General features: G+C 36.9%; 18 protein-coding genes. 5 read left to right on the forward strand and 13 right to left on the reverse strand.

The annotated features are described in order from the left end of the window. Nucleotides 1-120 precede the first annotated feature (120 nt). From P164_RS13840 to P164_RS13860, 5 genes are read left to right on the forward strand one after another with little or no spacing between them, the layout of a single operon-like run. Nucleotides 121-546, forward strand: a complete 426-nt coding sequence (locus tag P164_RS13840; protein ID WP_028376928.1) for an ATP-dependent zinc protease — start codon at nt 121-123, stop codon at nt 544-546. After that, a complete protein-coding gene (gene rimK / locus P164_RS13845; RefSeq protein ID WP_028376929.1) occupies nt 543-1,415 on the forward strand; it encodes a 30S ribosomal protein S6--L-glutamate ligase in 873 nt (290 codons plus the stop codon). The genes P164_RS13840 and rimK overlap by 4 nt, the downstream gene beginning before the upstream one ends. 4 nt (nt 1,416-1,419) lie before the next feature. Then, complete coding sequence (locus P164_RS13850) at nt 1,420-2,403, forward strand: succinylglutamate desuccinylase/aspartoacylase family protein (protein WP_028376930.1); 984 nt, start codon at nt 1,420-1,422, stop codon at nt 2,401-2,403. Then, nucleotides 2,396-2,956: a 5-formyltetrahydrofolate cyclo-ligase gene (locus P164_RS13855; RefSeq protein WP_028376931.1), complete on the forward strand. Its 561-nt coding sequence runs from the start codon at nt 2,396-2,398 to the stop codon at nt 2,954-2,956. Before P164_RS13850 ends, P164_RS13855 begins: the two co-directional genes overlap by 8 nt. Before the next feature lie 54 nt (nt 2,957-3,010). Beyond that, nucleotides 3,011-4,153, forward strand: a complete 1,143-nt coding sequence (locus tag P164_RS13860; protein WP_028376932.1) for a sensor histidine kinase — start codon at nt 3,011-3,013, stop codon at nt 4,151-4,153. Nucleotides 4,154-4,181: 28 nt separating this feature from the next. On the opposite strand, the gene P164_RS13865 is transcribed toward P164_RS13860, so the two are convergent. The 13 genes from P164_RS13865 to gdhA all read right to left on the reverse strand — a co-directional run bounded on the left by P164_RS13865 (nt 4,182) and on the right by gdhA (nt 18,877). After that, entirely contained in the window at nt 4,182-4,790 is a 609-nt protein-coding gene (locus P164_RS13865; protein WP_028376933.1) for a lipoprotein signal peptidase, read from the reverse strand. A 38-nt stretch (nt 4,791-4,828) separates the two neighbouring features. Continuing rightward, nucleotides 4,829-5,461: a hypothetical protein gene (locus tag P164_RS13870; RefSeq protein ID WP_125411779.1), complete on the reverse strand. Its 633-nt coding sequence runs from the start codon at nt 5,459-5,461 to the stop codon at nt 4,829-4,831. Nucleotides 5,462-5,530: 69 nt separating this feature from the next. After that, nucleotides 5,531-5,911, reverse strand: coding sequence for a TraR/DksA family transcriptional regulator (locus P164_RS13875; protein WP_028376935.1), 381 nt, complete (start codon nt 5,909-5,911; stop codon nt 5,531-5,533). 7 nt (nt 5,912-5,918) lie between these two features. Next, on the reverse strand, nt 5,919-9,329 hold the full coding sequence (gene ileS, locus P164_RS13880) for an isoleucine--tRNA ligase (RefSeq protein WP_028376936.1): 3,411 nt from the start codon (nt 9,327-9,329) through the stop codon (nt 5,919-5,921). Between the two features lie 116 nt (nt 9,330-9,445). Further along, nucleotides 9,446-9,739 carry a TonB-dependent receptor gene (locus P164_RS13885; RefSeq protein WP_028376937.1) on the reverse strand — a complete coding sequence of 98 codons (294 nt, stop codon included), beginning with the start codon at nt 9,737-9,739 and terminating at the stop codon, nt 9,446-9,448. A 31-nt stretch (nt 9,740-9,770) separates the two neighbouring features. Beyond that, nucleotides 9,771-10,184: a hypothetical protein gene (locus P164_RS13890; RefSeq protein ID WP_028376938.1), complete on the reverse strand. Its 414-nt coding sequence runs from the start codon at nt 10,182-10,184 to the stop codon at nt 9,771-9,773. 4 nt (nt 10,185-10,188) lie between these two features. Continuing rightward, complete coding sequence (locus tag P164_RS13895) at nt 10,189-10,596, reverse strand: hypothetical protein (RefSeq protein ID WP_125411780.1); 408 nt, start codon at nt 10,594-10,596, stop codon at nt 10,189-10,191. A 108-nt stretch (nt 10,597-10,704) separates the two neighbouring features. Then, entirely contained in the window at nt 10,705-11,520 is an 816-nt protein-coding gene (locus P164_RS13900; RefSeq protein ID WP_028376940.1) for a hypothetical protein, read from the reverse strand. A gap of 164 nt (nt 11,521-11,684) precedes the next feature. Next, nucleotides 11,685-11,912: a hypothetical protein gene (locus P164_RS13905; RefSeq protein ID WP_028376941.1), complete on the reverse strand. Its 228-nt coding sequence runs from the start codon at nt 11,910-11,912 to the stop codon at nt 11,685-11,687. A 122-nt stretch (nt 11,913-12,034) separates the two neighbouring features. Further along, a complete protein-coding gene (locus P164_RS13910; RefSeq protein WP_028376942.1) occupies nt 12,035-14,440 on the reverse strand; it encodes a TonB-dependent receptor plug domain-containing protein in 2,406 nt (801 codons plus the stop codon). Nucleotides 14,441-14,449: 9 nt separating this feature from the next. Then, on the reverse strand, nt 14,450-15,166 hold the full coding sequence (gene recO, locus P164_RS13915) for a DNA repair protein RecO (protein ID WP_028376943.1): 717 nt from the start codon (nt 15,164-15,166) through the stop codon (nt 14,450-14,452). Further along, nucleotides 15,166-17,436 (reverse strand): T9SS type A sorting domain-containing protein, encoded by a 2,271-nt coding sequence (locus P164_RS13920; RefSeq protein ID WP_051621360.1) that lies wholly within the window; start codon nt 17,434-17,436, stop codon nt 15,166-15,168. Before P164_RS13920 ends, recO begins: the two co-directional genes overlap by 1 nt. A gap of 97 nt (nt 17,437-17,533) precedes the next feature. After that, nucleotides 17,534-18,877 (reverse strand): NADP-specific glutamate dehydrogenase, encoded by a 1,344-nt coding sequence (gene gdhA, locus P164_RS13925; protein WP_028376945.1) that lies wholly within the window; start codon nt 18,875-18,877, stop codon nt 17,534-17,536. Nucleotides 18,878-18,884: the final 7 nt, after the last annotated feature.

Raw genomic sequence — 18,884 nt, forward strand, 5'->3', positions numbered from 1 at the left:
ATTATAGGCTGTATCTTTACAGATTAAAACATAATTTTACCAAAGAATATTAAGACTACATTAACCTAGTTTTAGAAGGTATTACCAATTAACAGCTATGCTTTTATTAAATTGCAACCTATGGAAAAAGTAATTATAGGACGTATAGACCGTGCCGATTTTCCTAAACTGGGCTTGTCTGACATTGATATCAAAATAGATACCGGTGCCTATACATCTTCAATACACTGTAATCATATACGAGAAGAAGATAACATTTTATGCTGTACATTTCTAGATCCTAAACATCCTGAATATAACGGTAAAGAAATGCGCTTTTCATCCTATGATATTACAGCTGTAAAGAGCAGTAATGGCGAGATTCAATACCGGTATGTTGTACAGAGTAACATTACTATTTTTAAAAAAACATTCAAAATATCGCTCACACTAAGTTCTCGCGAAGACATGCGGTTCCCGGTTTTGATAGGGCGTAAATTCCTTACTAAAAAATTTATCGTAGACACAGAACTCACTGATGTCTCACACGCTCAAAAAGCCTTATGAATATAAAAATCTTATCCCGTAATGGTAATTTATACTCTACTGCGCGTCTTGTAGAAGCTGCAAAGAAGCGCAAGCATAATGTAGAAATAATAGATCCCCTTAAATGTGATTTAATTATTGAAAAGAAGAAACCCTCTGTATATTACAAGGGACGTTACCTTTCAGACACCGAAGCAATAATACCGCGTATTGGAGCTTCGATTACCTACTACGGTACCGCTGTAGTTAGACAATTTGAAATGATGGGTTGTTTTACCACTACAGAGTCACAAGCACTCGTACGTAGCCGTGATAAATTACGCAGCCTTCAAATTTTATCTCGGGCACGCTTGGGACTTCCTAAAACTGTTTTTACCAATTATTCGCGCGATGTAGGTGAGATTATAGACCATGTAGGTGGCGCTCCTTTAATCATTAAACTTTTAGAAGGAACACAGGGATTAGGTGTCGTTTTAGCCGAAACCAAAAATGCAGCAGAATCTGTAATTGAAGCATTTAATGGATTACAGGCACGTGTAATTGTACAGGAGTTTATTAAGGAAGCTAAAGGTGCAGATATTAGAGCCTTTATAATAGACGGCCACGTAGTGGGCGCTATGAAGCGTCAGGGTAAAGAAGGCGAGTTTAGATCTAATTTGCACCGAGGTGGTACCGCAGAAGTCATCACGCTTTCTGATGAGGAAGAAATTGCTGCTATTAAAGCAGCAAAAGCAATGGGGCTAGGCGTAGCCGGTGTAGATATGCTACAAAGTGCTCGAGGTCCTTTAATTCTTGAAGTAAATTCTTCGCCAGGGTTAGAGGGCATAGAACGTGCTACGGGAAGAGATATCGCAAAAGAAGTCATTAAATATATTGAAAGAGGCGTCTAAAATTATGACAGGTATAGACGAAGACAATATTTTACACATACTGGGCGAGAAAATTCCTCCGGGAACAAGGCGCACACTTAATTTTAATCTCGCAAAATTATATACGACCACATCTGTAGAGGTGCCTATTATAATACAACGCGCAAAAAAACCCGGACCCTGCATTTTAATTACGGCAGGTATTCACGGTGATGAGATTAATGGTGTAGAAATTGTACGTCAGGTTATTTCAAAAAAAATAAACAAGGTTCTACGGGGTACTGTTATATGTATTCCGGTTATAAATGTCTTCGGTTTTTTAAATATGGAACGTGCTTTTCCTGACGGAAGAGATCTAAACCGTGTTTTTCCCGGAACTCGTAAAGGTTCTTTGGCAGGCAGATTTGCATATCAATTTAGTAATAAAATACTGCCTGCTGCAGACTTTTGTCTTGATTTTCACACCGGCGGAGGAAGCCGGTTTAATGTAGCTCAAATACGTGTAGATCCTGATAAAAAAGAACTTATAGAATATGCTGAAATTTTTGGAGCTCCATTTACTGTTTACTCAAAAAACATCGCAAAATCCTATCGTTCTACCTGCGAAAAATTAAATATACCTATTTTACTTTTTGAAGGCGGAAAGTCGCAAGTAAGTGACAAAGATATTGCGCGGGAAGGAGTGTTTGGGGTGATGCGCATTCTAGACCATTTTAAAATGCTCTCAAAAGAATTTACGGCTCCACCACTAGTAAAAAAATCAACAACCATTGTGACGAGTTCATGGTTACGAGCAAAATACAGCGGCCTACTTCATCTTAAAAGTAATTGCGGTGACTTTGTAGAAAAAAATGAGGTAATTGCAACAATAACAGACCCATACGGATCGTTTAGACATAAAGTAAAAGCTACAAATGACGGGTATATTATAAACTCTAATGAAGCTTCTTTAGTGTATCAGGGTGATGCGATATTTCATCTTTCTACTTCAGAAATTAAACATGACTAAAGCAGAATACCGTAAAATATATAAAGAAAAGCGTAACAATTTAAGCTTATCAGAAATAGATGAACTAAGCCTTTCTATCGCAAATCAGCTACTCAAACTCCCTATTTGGGACTATGAGTTTTATCATATCTTTTTAAGCATAGAACATTTAAAGGAAGTTAATACCGATTATATTTTGAATATACTCAACGGAAAAGATAAACATATTGTCATTTCTAAAAGTGATTTTCAAGATTCTACTATGCGTCATTATTTGCTTACAGACAGTACACGCTTAATTATAAATAAGTGGGGAATCCCCGAACCTCAAAATGGTATTGAAATTACGCCCACACAACTTGATGTCATATTCATACCCCTACTCGCTTTTGATCAAATTGGATCACGAATTGGATATGGCAAAGGGTTTTACGATCGCTTTTTAAATAGATGTAGACCAGGCGCTTTAAAGATAGGTTTATCCTTGTTTGAAGCTGAGAAAAACCTACCTCACAACAACAAAGACATCACGCTAACTCACTGTATAACACCTAATAAAACGTATAATTTTTGACACGATGTCGATTTTTTTGCTATCTTCATCCTCATTTTTAAAAATCCAATTCGCATGTCAGTTACCAAACAAAATGGAATTCTTTCCTTTTTATCTAAAAAATCAGTTCCTGAGACCGCAGAGTCAAGAGAAAGCTTTTTTTACGAGCAAATAGCTGAAATGGTAGGCGCCGGTGGCTGGAGAATAGATTTTATTAATAAAAAAAGTTACTTTGATAAACAACTGCAAAAAATCTTAGAAACTCCAGATAATTACAAACCCTCAATAAAACACGCACTGCATTTTTTTGATATGAATTATCATGAGTCTGTAATTGCCAGTTATCATAATTTAGCAAATGGAACTCCCATCTTTGATGAAGTTATCAAAATGGTTACCTACACGAATAAGACCTTTTGGGCTCACGCGATTAGCAGACCAGATTTTGATCGTAAAGGTCAAATTATAGGCCTTAAGGGAGTAGTGGTAAATGTAAATAAAGAAAAAGAGCGTGAGCTTATGCTTGAAAAAGCCATAGACCTGGTAGAAGCCAATAACTCTCGCCTATTCACTTTTGCAAATTATGTGTCACACAATATAAAATCTCACGTTAATAATCTTGAACTTACAAGCCAGTTAGTAGAAACTCAGAAATTTACAGACGATCAAAAAGAACTGTTTAACAATTATAAGGAGATTGCACAAAGCTTAAACCGAACTGTAGCCCGACTTAACGAGGTTGTATCAATACAAACAAAGGCAGCAGAGCCTAAAGTAACCATAGATCTAGAAGAAACCCTAGACCAGGTAAAATCTAATTTAAGACCACTTATTGACCGCGAGGAAGCGTACATATACTCAGACTTTTCAGAGGTTCCGGAAATTGAATACAATCAAGAGTTTTTGACAAACATTTTTACCATATTAATTAAAAATGGAATTATTAATAAAAGCCCAAGTCGTAAACCTGAAATTAAAGCTTACTGTCTTGAAAACAATAAAAAGCTATCACTCATTATAGAAGATAATGGTACAGGCTATGATTTATCAGATAAAAATGCTGAGCAGATTTTTCATATGTCTAGAAGTACAGATAATAATGAAAACAATCAATCTGTAGGCTTATTTATAGTAAAAAATCAAGTAGAAGCACTAGGAGGCAAGGTAGAAGTCACGAGTAAATTAGGATACGGAACCAAATTTATTATTACCATCTAAGTTAGTTGAGGCTTAGTTGATCTAAACGCTAAGCCGTTTTCTCTTTTGCAAAAGCTCTTTTGTTAAACACAAGAAGCAAACCCACTCCGGTACTAATCGCCATATCTGCAATATTAAAAACTGCATTGAAAAATGTAAAATAATTACCCCCCCAGATAGGCAACCATTCTGGCAAATACCCTTCCCATATTGGAAAATACAGCATATCTACTACACGACCATAAAATAAACTAGAGTAACCCCCGTCTTGAGGTAAAAAAGTTGCCAGTTGCCCTGCACTACTGTCAAAAATAATTCCGTAAAAAACAGAATCAATAATATTTCCAAAAGCTCCCGCAAAAATCAATGCAACACCAACAATAAGAATTCTCGACATATTTTTTCTTACACTATCATAAAGCCAGTATCCTATTAAGGGAAGAATACCTATTCTAAAAAGGGTAAGAATTATTTTTCCGTAATCACCGGGTATTTTTGTCCCCCAGGCCATGCCTTCATTTTCAACAAAAAGAATTCTAAACCACTCAAAAACCTGTACTTGCTCTTGTAATTGAAAATGTGTTTTAATATAAATTTTACTAATTTGATCTATAAGTAAAATAAGAACTATAATGCCTACGGCCTTCTTTAATGACATGAGCTGTTTTTGATTAGCGAAAGGTAAAAATAATTAAATTATTGAGATTGCGATACGCTTATATTACCGTCAACGCTTTTAAGCTTTAAGTGATACTTTCCATTAGGTCTTGTGGCTACTTTCTGAATTCCGTTACGGGTTAACGCTTCAATACGCGTATTGCGAGTCTCTACTTCAATAGCACCTCTAAGCGTATTGATAATACCGCTTCCGCAGAAATCAAACAATTTACAATCTCCTCCCGAAAGATTCATGTTTATATACTCATAATTACCTCGAGCCTGCACCGAAGCTAAACTTGAATTCACCCAAACCTCTTTATCTTTAGGTAATTCTATATGTAACACAATAGAGACTACTTTGTGAGCAGCCAGTTTATCGTCTATAGCCTCAAAACCTAAAGACCTGCTTACCTTTATTAGCCACAACCCATTTTCGACAACAGGATCTATTATTATAGTTTCAAAAGTCTCTCCTTCAACTTCTGCTCGTACACTAATATTTCTTGTATCTGTAGTTTTAATGAAAATCTCAAAAACATCATCAGAAGCCACAAAAACACCTTTTGCAAGATTTGATGGAATACGATATTCTAGTTGCTTCTGGCTATAAATCGTACCCAAAAATAGAAGAACCATTATAAGAGCAAAACTAGTTTTAGATGTATTCATAGTTTATTCAAAATAAAAAACGCTTCAGAAGATACTGAAGCGTTTATATATTATTTAAAATATACAGAATTACTGCATATTTTTTGCCTCGATACTCAATGTAGCATGAGGTACAAGCTTAAGACGCTCTTTATTAATTAATTTACCTGTAACACGACAAATACCATACGTTTTATTTTGAATGCGGTTTAATGCATTTTTTAAATCACGTATAAACTTTTCCTGACGTATTGCAAGGGCAGAATTCGCTTCTTTACTCATGGTTTCACTACCTTCTTCAAAAGCTTTAAATGTAGGAGAGGTATCATCTGTACCGTTGTTACCATCATTCATATAAGCACTTTTTATAAGATCAAGATCATTCTGAGCCTTATCGATTTTAGCCTGTATAAGAACTCTAAACTCTTCTAATTCTGCGTCGCTAAAACGTTCTTTAATTTCTGCCGCCATATTCTATTTACTGTTTTTTTATAGCCAACTTTGTTTCTACATCGTCAAATGCAATGGCTATACCGTTAGTAACTTGCTCTGCAACCTCGAGTTTTGCGGTGAGCGTTTCCATTTTAATATAGTCTAAATTATCAATAACGGCTTGCTCGATCTTACCGTCACGTTGTATTTGTACTTCTATTTTGTCTGTTACCTCAAAACCAGAGTCTTTTCTAAGATTCTGAATACGGTTAACCAGCTCTCTGGCAATACCTTCATTTCTTAAAGCATCGTTTAGCGTTACGTCAAGTGCTACTGTTAAAGAACCACTGCTTGCAACTAACCACCCTTCAATATCTTGAGAAGTTATTTCCACATCTTCGGGCGCCAAAGTAACACTTTTTCCATTAATGTCCACGGTGATTTTTCCTTCATTTTCAATCGTAGTAATATCTGCCGCGCTCATTGCATTAATAGCATTTGCTACTACCTTCATGTCTTTACCAAATCGTGGTCCCAGCGCTTTAAAGTTGGGCTTAATAGATTTTACGAGAATTCCTGAAGCATCATCAATCAATTCAATCTCCTTAACATTTACCTCAGACTTTATCAAATCCTGTACCGCAAGTATCTCTTCGCGCTGTTCATTATCTAAAATAGGAATCATTATACGTTGCAAAGGCTGGCGCACTTTAATCTTTTCTTTAGCACGTAATGAAAGTGTTAATGAAGAAATAGTCTGTGCTTTCTGCATTTTATGTTCAAGCTTTCTATCTATATAAGATGCATCGCTTACCGGAAAATCAGATAGGTGAACACTTTCTGAAGTCTCTAAACCGGTTAGACCGTTTAAATCTTTATACAACCGATCCATAAAAAATGGAGCGACAGGAGCACCTAATTTTGCAACTGTAATCAAACATTTATAAAGGGTTTGATATGCCGAAATTTTATCGTGTGCATAATCACCTTTCCAGTAACGGCGACGACTTAATCGCACAAACCAGTTACTTAGATTTTCCTGTACAAATTCTGAAATCGCTCGTGTAGCCTTTGTAGGCTCATAATCTGCATAAAACTTATCTACTTCGGCAATTAACGTATGTAATTCTGAAAGAACCCAACGATCAATCTCTGGTCTGTCTTTAAGTTCAATATCTGCTTCAGAGTAGTTAAAACTATCAAGATTAGCATACAATGAAAAGAACGAATAGGTATTGTACAGTGTACCGAAGAATTTACGTTGCACTTCCGTAATACCATCAAGGTCAAACTTTAAGTTATCCCAAGGATTTGCGTTGCTAATCATGTACCAGCGTGTCGCATCGGGACCGTAGGTATTTAAGGTCTCAAAAGGGTCTGCGGCATTACCCAAACGTTTAGACATTTTCTGACCATTCTTGTCTAAAACAAGACCGTTAGAAACAACGTTTTTATAAGCAACATCGTCAAAAGTCATCGTTGCAATCGCATGAAGCGTATAAAACCATCCACGCGTTTGATCTACACCTTCAGCAATAAAATCTGCCTTACGCCAGGTACTTTCAACCTTTTCTTTATTTTCAAAAGGATAGTGCCATTGTGCATAGGGCATACTACCACTGTCAAACCAAACATCAATTAGATCTGCTTCGCGACGCATGGGTTTTCCGGTAGGTGAAACTAACTTAATCTCATCTACAATATTCTTATGCAAGTCAACTAGATCATAGTTTGCATCTGTCATATCTCCTGCAACAAAACCTTCAAAAGGATCTGTTTGCATAACACCGGATTCTACTGCTTCAATGATTTTTTCTTTTAGTTCGGAAACCGAACCAATGATAATTTCCTCTTTACCATCTTCAGTTCTCCAGATAGGCAACGGAATTCCCCAATAGCGTGAGCGGGATAAGTTCCAGTCATTGGCATTTGCGAGCCAATTCCCAAAGCGGCCTTCTCCGGTAGCCTTTGGCTTCCAGTTTATACCCAAATTCAGCTCGTGCATACGATCACGCACATCGGTTACTTTAATAAACCAGGAATCTAAGGGATAATATAAAATAGGTTTATCGGTACGCCAGCAATTGGGATAACTGTGCACATACTTTTCAACTTTGAAGGCTTTGTTTTCTTCTTTGAGTTTTATTGCAATCTCAACATCTACGCTTTTCTCTGGTACTTCGCCGTCATCGTAGTATTCATTCTTCACATATTTACCTCCCAATTCCTGCAACTCTGGTCTAAAACGACCTTGTAAATCTACAAGTGGTACTAGGTTCCCATTCTCATCTTTTATGAGCATAGGCGGCACCTCTGGCTCTGCCTGCTTAGCGACCATTGCATCATCTGCACCAAAAGTAGGTGACGTATGTACAATACCGGTACCATCTTCTGTAGTAACAAAATCGCCAGAAATTACCCGGTATGCATTCTCAGGATTATCGTGAGGTTTCACATAATCAATCACCGGCTCATAACGCAGCTCTAATAAGTCGCTACCCTTAAATTCTGAAAGGATTTGATATGGTATTTTTTTATCGCTTTCTTTAAAATTTGAAAAGTCTTCCTCACTTTCCGAAGCAAAGAATTTTTTATCAAATTGTTTGCTCACCAAAGCCTTAGCAATAACTACATTGATAGGCTCAAACGTATATTGATTAAATGTTTTTACCAGCACATAATCAATCTTTTTGCCAACTGTCAAAGCTGTATTAGAAGGCAATGTCCATGGAGTGGTGGTCCAAGCCATTAAGTATTTCTGTCCTTCAAATGCTGCTAAGGGAGAGGCTTTAAAAGTCTCATCTTCTACAACCTTAAACTGTGCCGTTACCGTAGTATCCGTAACATCTTGATAGGTACCCGGCTGGTTTAGTTCGTGCGAACTTAAACCGGTTCCTGCCTTTGGTGAATAGGGTTGTATTGTATAGCCTTTGTAAATAAGGCCCTGGTTGTAAATATTTTTTAGAAGCCACCATACTGACTCCATATATTTTGGCTTGTAGGTAATATAGGGGTCTTCCATATCTACCCAATATCCCATCTGCTCGGTAAGATTATTCCACACATCGGTATAGCGCATCACCGCATTTTTACATGCTTCATTGTATTCTGAAACGCTTATTTTTTTACCGATATCTTCTTTGGTAATACCCAGTTCTTTCTCAACACCTAACTCAACGGGAAGTCCGTGCGTATCCCAACCGGCTTTACGCTTAACTTGTTTTCCTTTTTGAGTTTGAAAACGGCAAAAGATATCTTTAATCGCACGCGACATAACGTGGTGAATACCAGGCATTCCGTTTGCAGATGGCGGTCCCTCAAAAAAGATATAAGGGTCGTTACCTTCTCGTGTAGAAATACTTTTTTCAAATATGTCGTTTTCCTTCCAATAGGCTAAAATTTCTTCGGCCACTTTAGGTAGGTCAAGTCCTTTATATTCAGGGAACTTTGTGCTCATGGTGTGCGTTTTCTAATAAGTGTGCAAAATTACGGAATTTTGATAAGAAATCTACCGTTTTGAAACACCCATAAAAAATGAAGAATAAATGGCTATTCAACGCAGTTTAACAATCCTTAAAATGTGTATTTCACTGCCAAAATCAAATTCCTACCCGGCGCAGAGATTCCTGAAGAATACGGGCGGTAGCGCTGATCTGTAATGTTTTCTAAGGCAGCGGTAGCTTTCCAGTTTTTGGCGATCTGGTATTCGCTATACAAATTAAGCGTGTACCAACGCGGCGAGTAGGGATTACCATTAGCGTCAAGCGCGTACAAATAGGCATTGCCTACCTGCGACGGTGCGAGTTCGTCAAAACCTCTTCTTGATAAATTAGATATTACATCAAAAGAATTCGAAACTAAAATCATATAGATTCTAAAGTATTTTTACTCTTTTCACTTACTTCATTCTTACCCCATAAGACACTTTATAAAACAGTTTTCTCTTACATTGGTTATCTACCATATAAACTATGTAGTTTTGATTTAAATAGTTCAGGAATTTTTCAATATCAGGTATTATCCCATGATCGTTCGAATAAAATTGTGACGGCTCTACAAATTCTTTTAAATCCCACATTTTGTCGTATTCCTCGGTTAATGAAATCGAGTCAATTTTAAAAAATATACCTTCACTAGGCGTAAGTTTTTCCAAGAAATACATATTTGGATCCCAAAATGCTTGTTTATAATACGTTGTATCGAGCATTATAAACAACTTTTCTTTTTGAGTTTCAGTTACTGATATTTCTTGCGCAAATGAAGAAATAGTTATTATTTGAAATATCCCGAAAACTATAAAAAATGATCTCATACTTTTAATTACAATTTTTTGTGAGCATGTTAAGTTTACCGCTTTCGACATCGATAGCTTGCTTTTCTTTAGGAGTAAGATCCTTCCAAGCCTGTACATCCCCGTCCTTAAGCCCTCGCCAAGCAAGAGCTTCGTAGAATGTACTGTTTGGTGGAGTCCCGTAGTAATTAATAAAATCGTTATAATCAGAAGACAATGCGTTTTTATGAAAATCCTCCAAAGCTTTGGCCATTTCTACTACATAAAGTTCGGCCATAGTTTCGTGGTGGGTTTGAGAGGGATTAAAATTTTTATCTTTAAAATGCTCATATACCAATTTAAAATTCATTTCTTCAAGGTTTAGTAACTGTTTAGAATTCAGCTTACGAAGCATATCAGCGTGTATACACTCGTGTAGATTTGTTCGCGCCACTCCTAGTGAGATTCTATATTTTGCAAGATTAGAATTTATTTCTATCAAAATGTTTTTAGTTCCTGGAATAAATGTAGTTGCCCCATTTATCTCAGTACCGTCTTCTTCTTATACATATGATTCCGATGAAACGTAAATATCGAATTCTGACTCTCCCTGAAAATTTTTAAGTAAATTCTTTACATAATTATTTCCTTCAGAAGTTAGTTTTGTATGTAAACATTTTTCTTTTCCTTTCAGTGTATTAATTATCCTATCCTCCAAAAAAACTTCTCCACCACCTTCTATCCCAACAGCAATCACCTCACGCACAAATCCTTTAGCCTCTGGACTTTTATTATTTTGATCTAGAAAAGCTCTTATTTGATACAGTAATAGGCTTTCATTAGGTAGGTTATCAAGATATTGTTCTTCTTGCAGTGTTAATTGTAAATCAGACAATAAGCTTAGCATTACAGAACTACTAGGAGAAACATTCTCGGGCCAAAAGGGATCTGGTGAAATCACTGCATCTGGCAAATTGTTTCCATTTCCACCACCGGTATTTGACCCACTGCCACCACCTGGAATAAAACCATCATCAACAGCAGGTATGTAAAAATCAGTATAGCCATTTGTCGAGGTATCCATTCCACCACCACTTGTATCCACCACTACAGTTGTCCCGCCAATACATTCTCCTTGAAAAAATTTTTCATAACCCTGAATTCCATAAACAGTTAAATACGCTATTCTATCCTCCACACAATCGCTATCTGTAGATTTGTTATTTGCTGTTTTATTAGGATTAGACATAGCTCTTTTAATTAGTTTACCATTCTTATAGGCTGAGGCTGATTCAAAATCACCCTCAAGATTGTGAACAAATAAAATACCGCTTAAAGACTCAATACTGGGCTCGTCTAAATAGGCTAAAGTAATCACCTTTGAAACTAAACTGTCATTTACTAATACTGACGCAATGAAGCTTTTAATCCGCTGATTTGATTTATACTATATATGTGTATAAAGTATGTTAAATTGACGATCAGAATCGTAAATAGCTTCGTGAGAATGCTCCCAGTCCACATTAATCTGCAAGTCTTCGTCTATTGTTGATTTAATTGAACCAGAACTCTGAAAGAGTTTTTTGACAGATGCTTTTGATTTAAGTTACGTTGTACCGCATTAAGATTGGGTACTTCAACTTTATTTACGGCATCTTCCTTATCAATGCTTTCAGTTATAATAAATTCTTCTTCCTGTTCACAGGAAAAAAATAGGAGTGTGAAAATCCCAATTACTAATACACGGTTCAAAACGTAAAACTGCCTCATAAACTATTTTTAAATTATTACGAGCAATCTAAATAATCCTTCAAAATAATTGGGGGGGGGGTATTTTACATCTTAACGGCTTCTTAACATACACTGAGCTATTAACGAAACCATCTTTAATTCTAAAAACTATACTTCAACGCCAAAATCAAATTTCTACCTGGTGCAGAAATCCCCGAAGAATAAGGTCGGTAGCGCTGATCTGTAATGTTTTCTAAAGCTGCGGTGGCTTTCCAGTTTTGTGCCACTTGATACTCACTATACAAATTTAAAGTATACCATTTGGGCGAGTACGGATTCCCCTCTGCATCAAGTACATATAAATAATCATTTGCAATTTGAGAAGGTGCAAGATCTGCATAAGCAATCTCCCCATTGTATTCTGCAGAGGCGTCAAACTTCCATTTTTTGAGTCGGTAAATTAAATGCGTATTCCCAAATAATGGAGCCGCATGGCGTAAGGGCGCATCGCTGCCATCATCTTCTTCCTGGCTACCTTCTGTAATATTGATATGAGCGGTGAACTTCACATTTTTAGCAAATAAATACTCTAAACCGGCTTCGATACCATAAACCTCAGCACGTGCTGCATTTTGAATCGCCTGCACATTGCTGGGCTCGCCCTGATAATCAATAACAGTTACCCCTTCAAGATTAAAATCGCGACGCACTAATGCATTTTCTAAATGTGTGTAATAAGTTGTTAAATCCAATCTGAGTGATTCGCCAACTTTAAGTGCCGCACCTATCTCTGCATTGTAGGCGTACTCTGCTTTCAAATTAGGATTAGGCACCACAACAGAACCCGCCTCACTATCAAATATTTTACCTATATCGTCTATGTTAGGTGCTCTAAAGGCCGTCCCCAGATTTAATTTTAAATCGAGCATGTCACTAGTCTGCCAGTTTAACCCTGCAGAACCGGTGAGGTTTCCAAAGTTTACATCTGCTTTTTCAAAAGGGAAGTCATAAAAAGTATCGTCAAACGCAGCGTTAATTAAAATATGATTGTAGCGCAAGCCTGTTTGAAGGGTTAATTTTTCAGCAAGATTAAATTGGCCACTTAAATAGGCAGCTAGAGATTGCCAACTCGAATTATCAGGATATCTACTGGCTGTTGCAGCCCGCTCACCAGTTTCTACATTGGTTTGATTTCCGAAGGAATTTACTTTGTTGTACACATATTCTAAACCGTAAAATAACCTGTTTTCAGAAAGTTTTTTAGTAAAGTCTAGTCCTAAGGAATAGGCATTTACCTGCTCTTCGGTTGAATATAGTGTAGGTTTTCTAAAATCCCGGTCGTTTCTACTTTCTTTAAAATATTGGTAAGCCGCGGTTACTTTTGCGTCATCATAAATATCACCATTCCCCTTTTTATCTACCTGAATATTTCCTAAAAACCATGTCTGCGGACCGTAATACCACTCAGCAGAACGCAATTGATCACCGCGTTTACGTGTTAAACGATCGTATCTAGAATAGTCTGAAGTGGTGCTATAATGCAAACCCAAATTAAAATCCCAAATACTATTAGGCATAAAACGCACTTTCTGAGTGAGGTTAAGCAATTCAAATCCTGTAGGAGTCTGAATTTTAGGGTCTTTATTATCTACAACAGTATCAACACCATCTATAATTTTAACGTATTCTGGTCTTAGATAATCATCGGGACCATGCCCACCCATACGCAGGTCGTCAAAGTCAGAATAACTTATACTACTTAGAAAAGCCCACTTTTTTAAACCGAAATTAATATCAAGGTGTCCTGTCTTTTCGTTATTTGCGGTTGCATACCTACTTAAGGCCATTCCGGAAAAAGAAGTTCCTTCTTCAAAAGAAAATGACGGCTTTTTTGTATAAAAATTCATCACACCACCTACCGCATCACTACCATAAACGACAGAACCGGGACCTAGAATAACTTCAGTTTGATCTATAGTAAATGGGTCTATATTGATTACATTCTGAAGATTTCCCGATCTAAATATGGCGGTATTCATACGTACACCGTCAACGGTAATCAACAAACGGTTTGTAGAAAAACCTCTAATCATAGGGCTGCCACCGCCCAACTGACTTTTCTGCACAAAGACCTGCCCACTCTGACTCAAAAAATCTGCAGCAGTCTGCGGGTTTTTAAGTTCTACATCTTCTGCATCAAGCCGAATAACTTTTTGAGTGATATCACGTGCTTGTTGTTCAAATTTTGAAACCGAAAGCACCACTTCATTCAGTTGGTTCTCATCATCTATCAAAAACACTTGATTACCCGAAGCAATCAGAGCCGCCTTAGTTGTTTTTTTAAGAATATGTGAAACGTGAGAAATATAAATGGTTTCAGAATTTGTAAATAGTGATATATCTACGATGCCCTTATCATTTGTTACTGCAGTGCTTGTTTTTGTCGCATTATAAAGTGCCGCACCTTCAACCGGAACCTGACTCAAATTATCATAAACTGTAATTTTCTGAGCGTGAACAAGGCAAAAGCTTAGTAAAAAAAATACCGAAATATAAGGTAAGCGCATAGGTTGTGATTAGTTAAAAAGCGTGCTTAAAACCGCCAGAGACCGGGGTTTTTTAAAGCTGTGCAAATGTAATTCATAATAGCTCAAAAGCATATTTACAAAGGCCGCCCTGCGTTTCTGGTTCAATTTTATGCCAGATAATGCATCAAAATTTGTACCCAGAAGACTTTTTAATGTGTCTAAATTTTCTTCGGAAATACTGTATAAAGTTTCTATACGCTCAAAATTACCCGACTCCAGATTAAAATTTGGTAAATCTATATTTGAAGTATCGGGATAAAAGCCCAAATACTTAGTGAGCTCCAGAAGAAATAATAAATGAAAATTAGCGGTGTGCGTATGCAAATCGAGCCACATAAAAGCATGTTCTAAATAGGCATACATCGGCCTATTCTCTTCTTCTTCCTGAATAACATTACGCAACATTTCTGAAAGAAAAAGAACAATACTCGACTTCAAAATATCTGTATGTAAGCTCACATAGGGTTGTATAACTTTTGCCTCACGAATACTTTCTAAAGTACCTTTATCTTTGTGCATCGCAACGATTTCAAGCTGCGTTGCAGGTTGAAACATAGCCGTACGAAGCTTTCCCTTTTTTGACTTTAAAATAGAACGCAACAAATAAGATTTAAGACCCGCTTCTTCGGTAAAACATTTAACAATTAAATCTGCCTCGCCATATTTTAAAGCCGAAATCACTAACGCACGTGTGGTTACTAACATTAGCGTATAATCATGAGTTTAACGATTTTAGTTTCCGTGGCATCTTCTCCAGTAATCAGAATAAAATAAACACCAGAGGCAACTCTGTATTTTCCAAAAGCGGTTGTATCCCATTGTATACTTCCTCCTTCAGAAACCTCTTCATACACCAGATTACCATTAAGATCTGTGATTTTAATGTTTGCATTTTCCGTTAATCCATCTACAGTTACTAAACCATTAAATCCCGGTCTAACAGGATTGGGATAGACCCGGGCATTGTCTAAGGTTTCTTCTGGAGCTACCGCATTTCCTCTAAAAGAAACTAAGCCTAAAGGAGTTGCAAAAAAGACCTCACCAGACGCATCATCAATGGTAATATCCTGAATATTATCTGAAGGCAAGGGTGAATTGCGTCGGTTAAATTCTTGTAGGGTTTCCTGACCATTAGCATTAAAGCTAAACGCACCGCTAGATACAGTCCCAATCCATTTATTATTATTACCGTCAACAGCAATAGCGCGTATTACCTGCTCACTAAGTAGCTCTACCGCTATACCATTGTCTTCTATAATAATTTCCCGCGCTTGAATTTCGGGATTTTCAAACATTTGAGAAGGATTAAATAATACCCGTAAACCTGCTGAAGTACCCATCCATAAACTACCATTAGCATCAATCGCCAAAGAAAGTACCGCATTAGAAGGTAAGTTTGAGCGCTCTGCATTAAGACGGGCAAAGGTATTGGTAGCAGGGTTGTAACCTAATAATCCGCGGTTTGATGACCCAAAATATACAAAGCCTCTTCGATCTGTGACTAATTGCGTATAGCCGTTAATTTGATTAAAATCTGGTAAAATATCTTCTACAGAAATTCCTTGAATAGTAGCACCCGTTTTTTTAGCAAGTGCGTTTTTTACAAGACTATTTGTAAGCCATAAATTACCCTCTCGATCAAATGCTGCACCATTAATACGCACATCTGTAGGATTTACAGGTACATCACTTAGCCCACTATTAGTCTCATCGTAAAGCTGTACAGGTATTTTATTTGCAAACTCTAATAGTCCCGAATTGTATGAGCTCATAAACACCTTACTGTTATCTTCTGGATTAAAAGTGATATTTGTAATGTTATTTGCCCCTAAAAGCTCATTAAACGGAATATTTAACCAACCCTCTTCGCTTAAATTGCTCACTCCGCGTTGTTTTAAAGGATACGGATTATAGGCATCACTATAATCCCCGTATGCAACCCATAATTCTCCCGGGGCAGCTTCAATCGCAAAAGGATCATTGCGCGATGGCCCGTCTGGAATGACTCTAATCGCATCTTCAAGCGTAGTTTTAGAGCTAATTAATAGTCCGTTTTGTTGTGTACCGGTATACAGTTGGTCTTCAAAAGTGAGAGCTGCATTAAAATTATCAGGATATTGAGAACTCGACATAATCCTAGAAATCAAACTTCCCTGAGCATTGAATAATAGAATCTCGTCATTAAGAGTTACAATCAAATCACTATCAGAAGCTTTTAATTGTTTTGGTAGTGTTGAAAAAGATGCAACTGCATTAAATGAATCTGCTGCTAATTGTTGCAAATTTTGATCTGCTGTTATACCGAAAAGAGAATTTTCTAATGTTTGTATTCCCAGCCAACTCCTGGAATCTACGGTCTCCCAGTTTCTAAAATCAATAAGATTGTCGGCAGTTGCCAAAGCCCTTCGCAAACCACCTGTAGGTGACGCTGCATAAATATAATTTTCAAAAATTGTAGTTTGTAAAATAGGAATGCGCGCACCATTATCACCTATAAAGTACGAATCATCAAATTCTAATCTCGCAAGGTCAAAAAGAGAAATACCAAAACCCGTAGCAATGTAAAGGGTGTTGCCGTTTTCATAAAAATCATTTATCTTTTTTTCTGACGGAAGAATTGCCGGTTTATCACGTATTGCCACTAAAGTTGAAACACTGCCGTCTGGTTTTACCAGATCAACTAATCCTGAAAAATAGCCTACAAAGAGAATTCCGGTTGATTTACTGTAGTGTATGGTACTTATCGCTTCACCTGTTAACCCTTCAATTGTAGAAAAGGTTTTAATTGCGTTTGAATTAAGCGCGTAACTAAATACAGAATTTTGTGATGCCGCATAAATTTCAGCATCTCCCTCAGAAATAGAAACAATAGTATTGTAAGAAAAATAACCCGTCCAGAAATCTGCATAACTCTGTGCCTTTATACACAGTAAAGGGAATAAAAAAACCAATATAAAAAGGATTTTTTTGATCATCAAATGGCCTTAATAAGAAGCTAAAAGTACAATTTATGCCATAAAAAAACCCCGAAGCGGTATCGGGGTCTTAATCTATTTGAAAAGAAATCTTTTCTTATACAATTCCCTGCGCCAGCATAGCATCTGCCACTTTTACAAAGCCTGCTATGTTTGCACCTTTTACATAATCTACAAAACCATCTTCTTGAGTACCATATTCTACACAGGCTTTATGAATATCGTACATAATCTCGTGAAGTTTTTGATCTACTTCTTCTGCAGACCAGTTGTATCTGATACTGTTTTGAGACATTTCTAACCCTGATGTAGCAACACCACCTGCATTAGAAGCTTTACCTGGTGAGAATAAGATTTTAGCTTTTACAAAAACCTCAACAGCTTCTGGTGTACAAGGCATATTCGCCCCTTCACCTACGCTCATTACTCCATTTTTAACCAGTAATTCTGCGTCTTTTTTGTCTAACTCATTTTGAGTTGCACACGGAAGCGCAATATCACATTTGACACCCCAAGGTGTTTTACCTTCATGAAATTCTGCATCAGGATATTTATCTATATACTCCTTAATACGGCCGCGACGCTCATTTTTAATTTCCATTATGTAAGCAAGCTTGTGCTTATCTATACCGGCTGCATCGTAAATAAAACCGTCAGAATCTGACATGGTAATAACTTTTGCATCAAGCTGCGTTGCCTTTTCTGCTGCATATTGAGCAACATTTCCAGAACCGGAAATGACTACCGTTTTACCGGCAAGCTTCTCCCCTATATTATTCAACATATATTTAGTAAAATATACATTTCCATAACCTGTAGCTTCAGGACGTATTTTAGAACCTCCGTAGGAAAGCCCCTTACCGGTAAGAATACCTGTAAATTCATTACGTATACGTTTGTATTGACCAAACATATAACCTATTTCACGACCTCCCACACCTATATCACCGGCAGGAACATCTGTATTAGGACCTATATGACGGTATAATTCTGTCATAAAACTCTGGCAAAAACGCATAACCTCAGCATCACTCTTACCTCTGGGATTAAAGTCTGAACCGCCTTTACCACCACCCATAGGTAGGGAAGTAAGGCTGTTTTTAAAAACCTGCTCAAAACCTAAAAACTTAAGAATACTTAAATTTACTGAAGGATGAAAACGAAGACCACCTTTATAAGGACCTATAGCCGAATTAAATTCTACACGATACCCTTTATTTATTTGCGTTTCTCCTTTATCATCTACCCAGGGTACTCTAAATAAAATTGCACGCTCTGGTTCTACCATGCGCTCTAACAATTTTTTATCTTGATATTTTGGGTTATTCTCTATAAAAGGTATTACAGTTTCTGCAACTTCCTGAACCGCTTGAATAAATTCTGGTTCATTAGGATTTGCCTTTTCTACAGAGTCAACGAACTTCTTAATGCTATCTGACATATTAAAG

The organism is Leeuwenhoekiella sp. MAR_2009_132, from assembly GCF_000687915.1.
In the GTDB taxonomy this organism is placed as follows: domain Bacteria; phylum Bacteroidota; class Bacteroidia; order Flavobacteriales; family Flavobacteriaceae; genus Leeuwenhoekiella.

Coding starts and splice junctions, on each gene's coding strand:
- P164_RS13840 (WP_028376928.1), top strand. CDS start 121: ATGGAAAAAGTAATTATAGGACGTATAGACCGTGCCGATTTTCCTAAA.
- rimK (WP_028376929.1), top strand. CDS start 543: ATGAATATAAAAATCTTATCCCGTAATGGTAATTTATACTCTACTGCG.
- P164_RS13850 (WP_028376930.1), top strand. CDS start 1,420: ATGACAGGTATAGACGAAGACAATATTTTACACATACTGGGCGAGAAA.
- P164_RS13855 (WP_028376931.1), top strand. CDS start 2,396: ATGACTAAAGCAGAATACCGTAAAATATATAAAGAAAAGCGTAACAAT.
- P164_RS13860 (WP_028376932.1), top strand. CDS start 3,011: ATGTCAGTTACCAAACAAAATGGAATTCTTTCCTTTTTATCTAAAAAA.
- P164_RS13865 (WP_028376933.1), bottom strand. CDS start 4,790: ATGTCATTAAAGAAGGCCGTAGGCATTATAGTTCTTATTTTACTTATA.
- P164_RS13870 (WP_125411779.1), bottom strand. CDS start 5,461: ATGAATACATCTAAAACTAGTTTTGCTCTTATAATGGTTCTTCTATTT.
- P164_RS13875 (WP_028376935.1), bottom strand. CDS start 5,911: ATGGCGGCAGAAATTAAAGAACGTTTTAGCGACGCAGAATTAGAAGAG.
- ileS (WP_028376936.1), bottom strand. CDS start 9,329: ATGAGCACAAAGTTCCCTGAATATAAAGGACTTGACCTACCTAAAGTG.
- P164_RS13885 (WP_028376937.1), bottom strand. CDS start 9,739: ATGATTTTAGTTTCGAATTCTTTTGATGTAATATCTAATTTATCAAGA.
- P164_RS13890 (WP_028376938.1), bottom strand. CDS start 10,184: ATGAGATCATTTTTTATAGTTTTCGGGATATTTCAAATAATAACTATT.
- P164_RS13905 (WP_028376941.1), bottom strand. CDS start 11,912: ATGAGGCAGTTTTACGTTTTGAACCGTGTATTAGTAATTGGGATTTTC.
- P164_RS13910 (WP_028376942.1), bottom strand. CDS start 14,440: ATGCGCTTACCTTATATTTCGGTATTTTTTTTACTAAGCTTTTGCCTT.
- recO (WP_028376943.1), bottom strand. CDS start 15,166: ATGTTAGTAACCACACGTGCGTTAGTGATTTCGGCTTTAAAATATGGC.
- P164_RS13920 (WP_051621360.1), bottom strand. CDS start 17,436: ATGATCAAAAAAATCCTTTTTATATTGGTTTTTTTATTCCCTTTACTG.
- gdhA (WP_028376945.1), bottom strand. CDS start 18,877: ATGTCAGATAGCATTAAGAAGTTCGTTGACTCTGTAGAAAAGGCAAAT.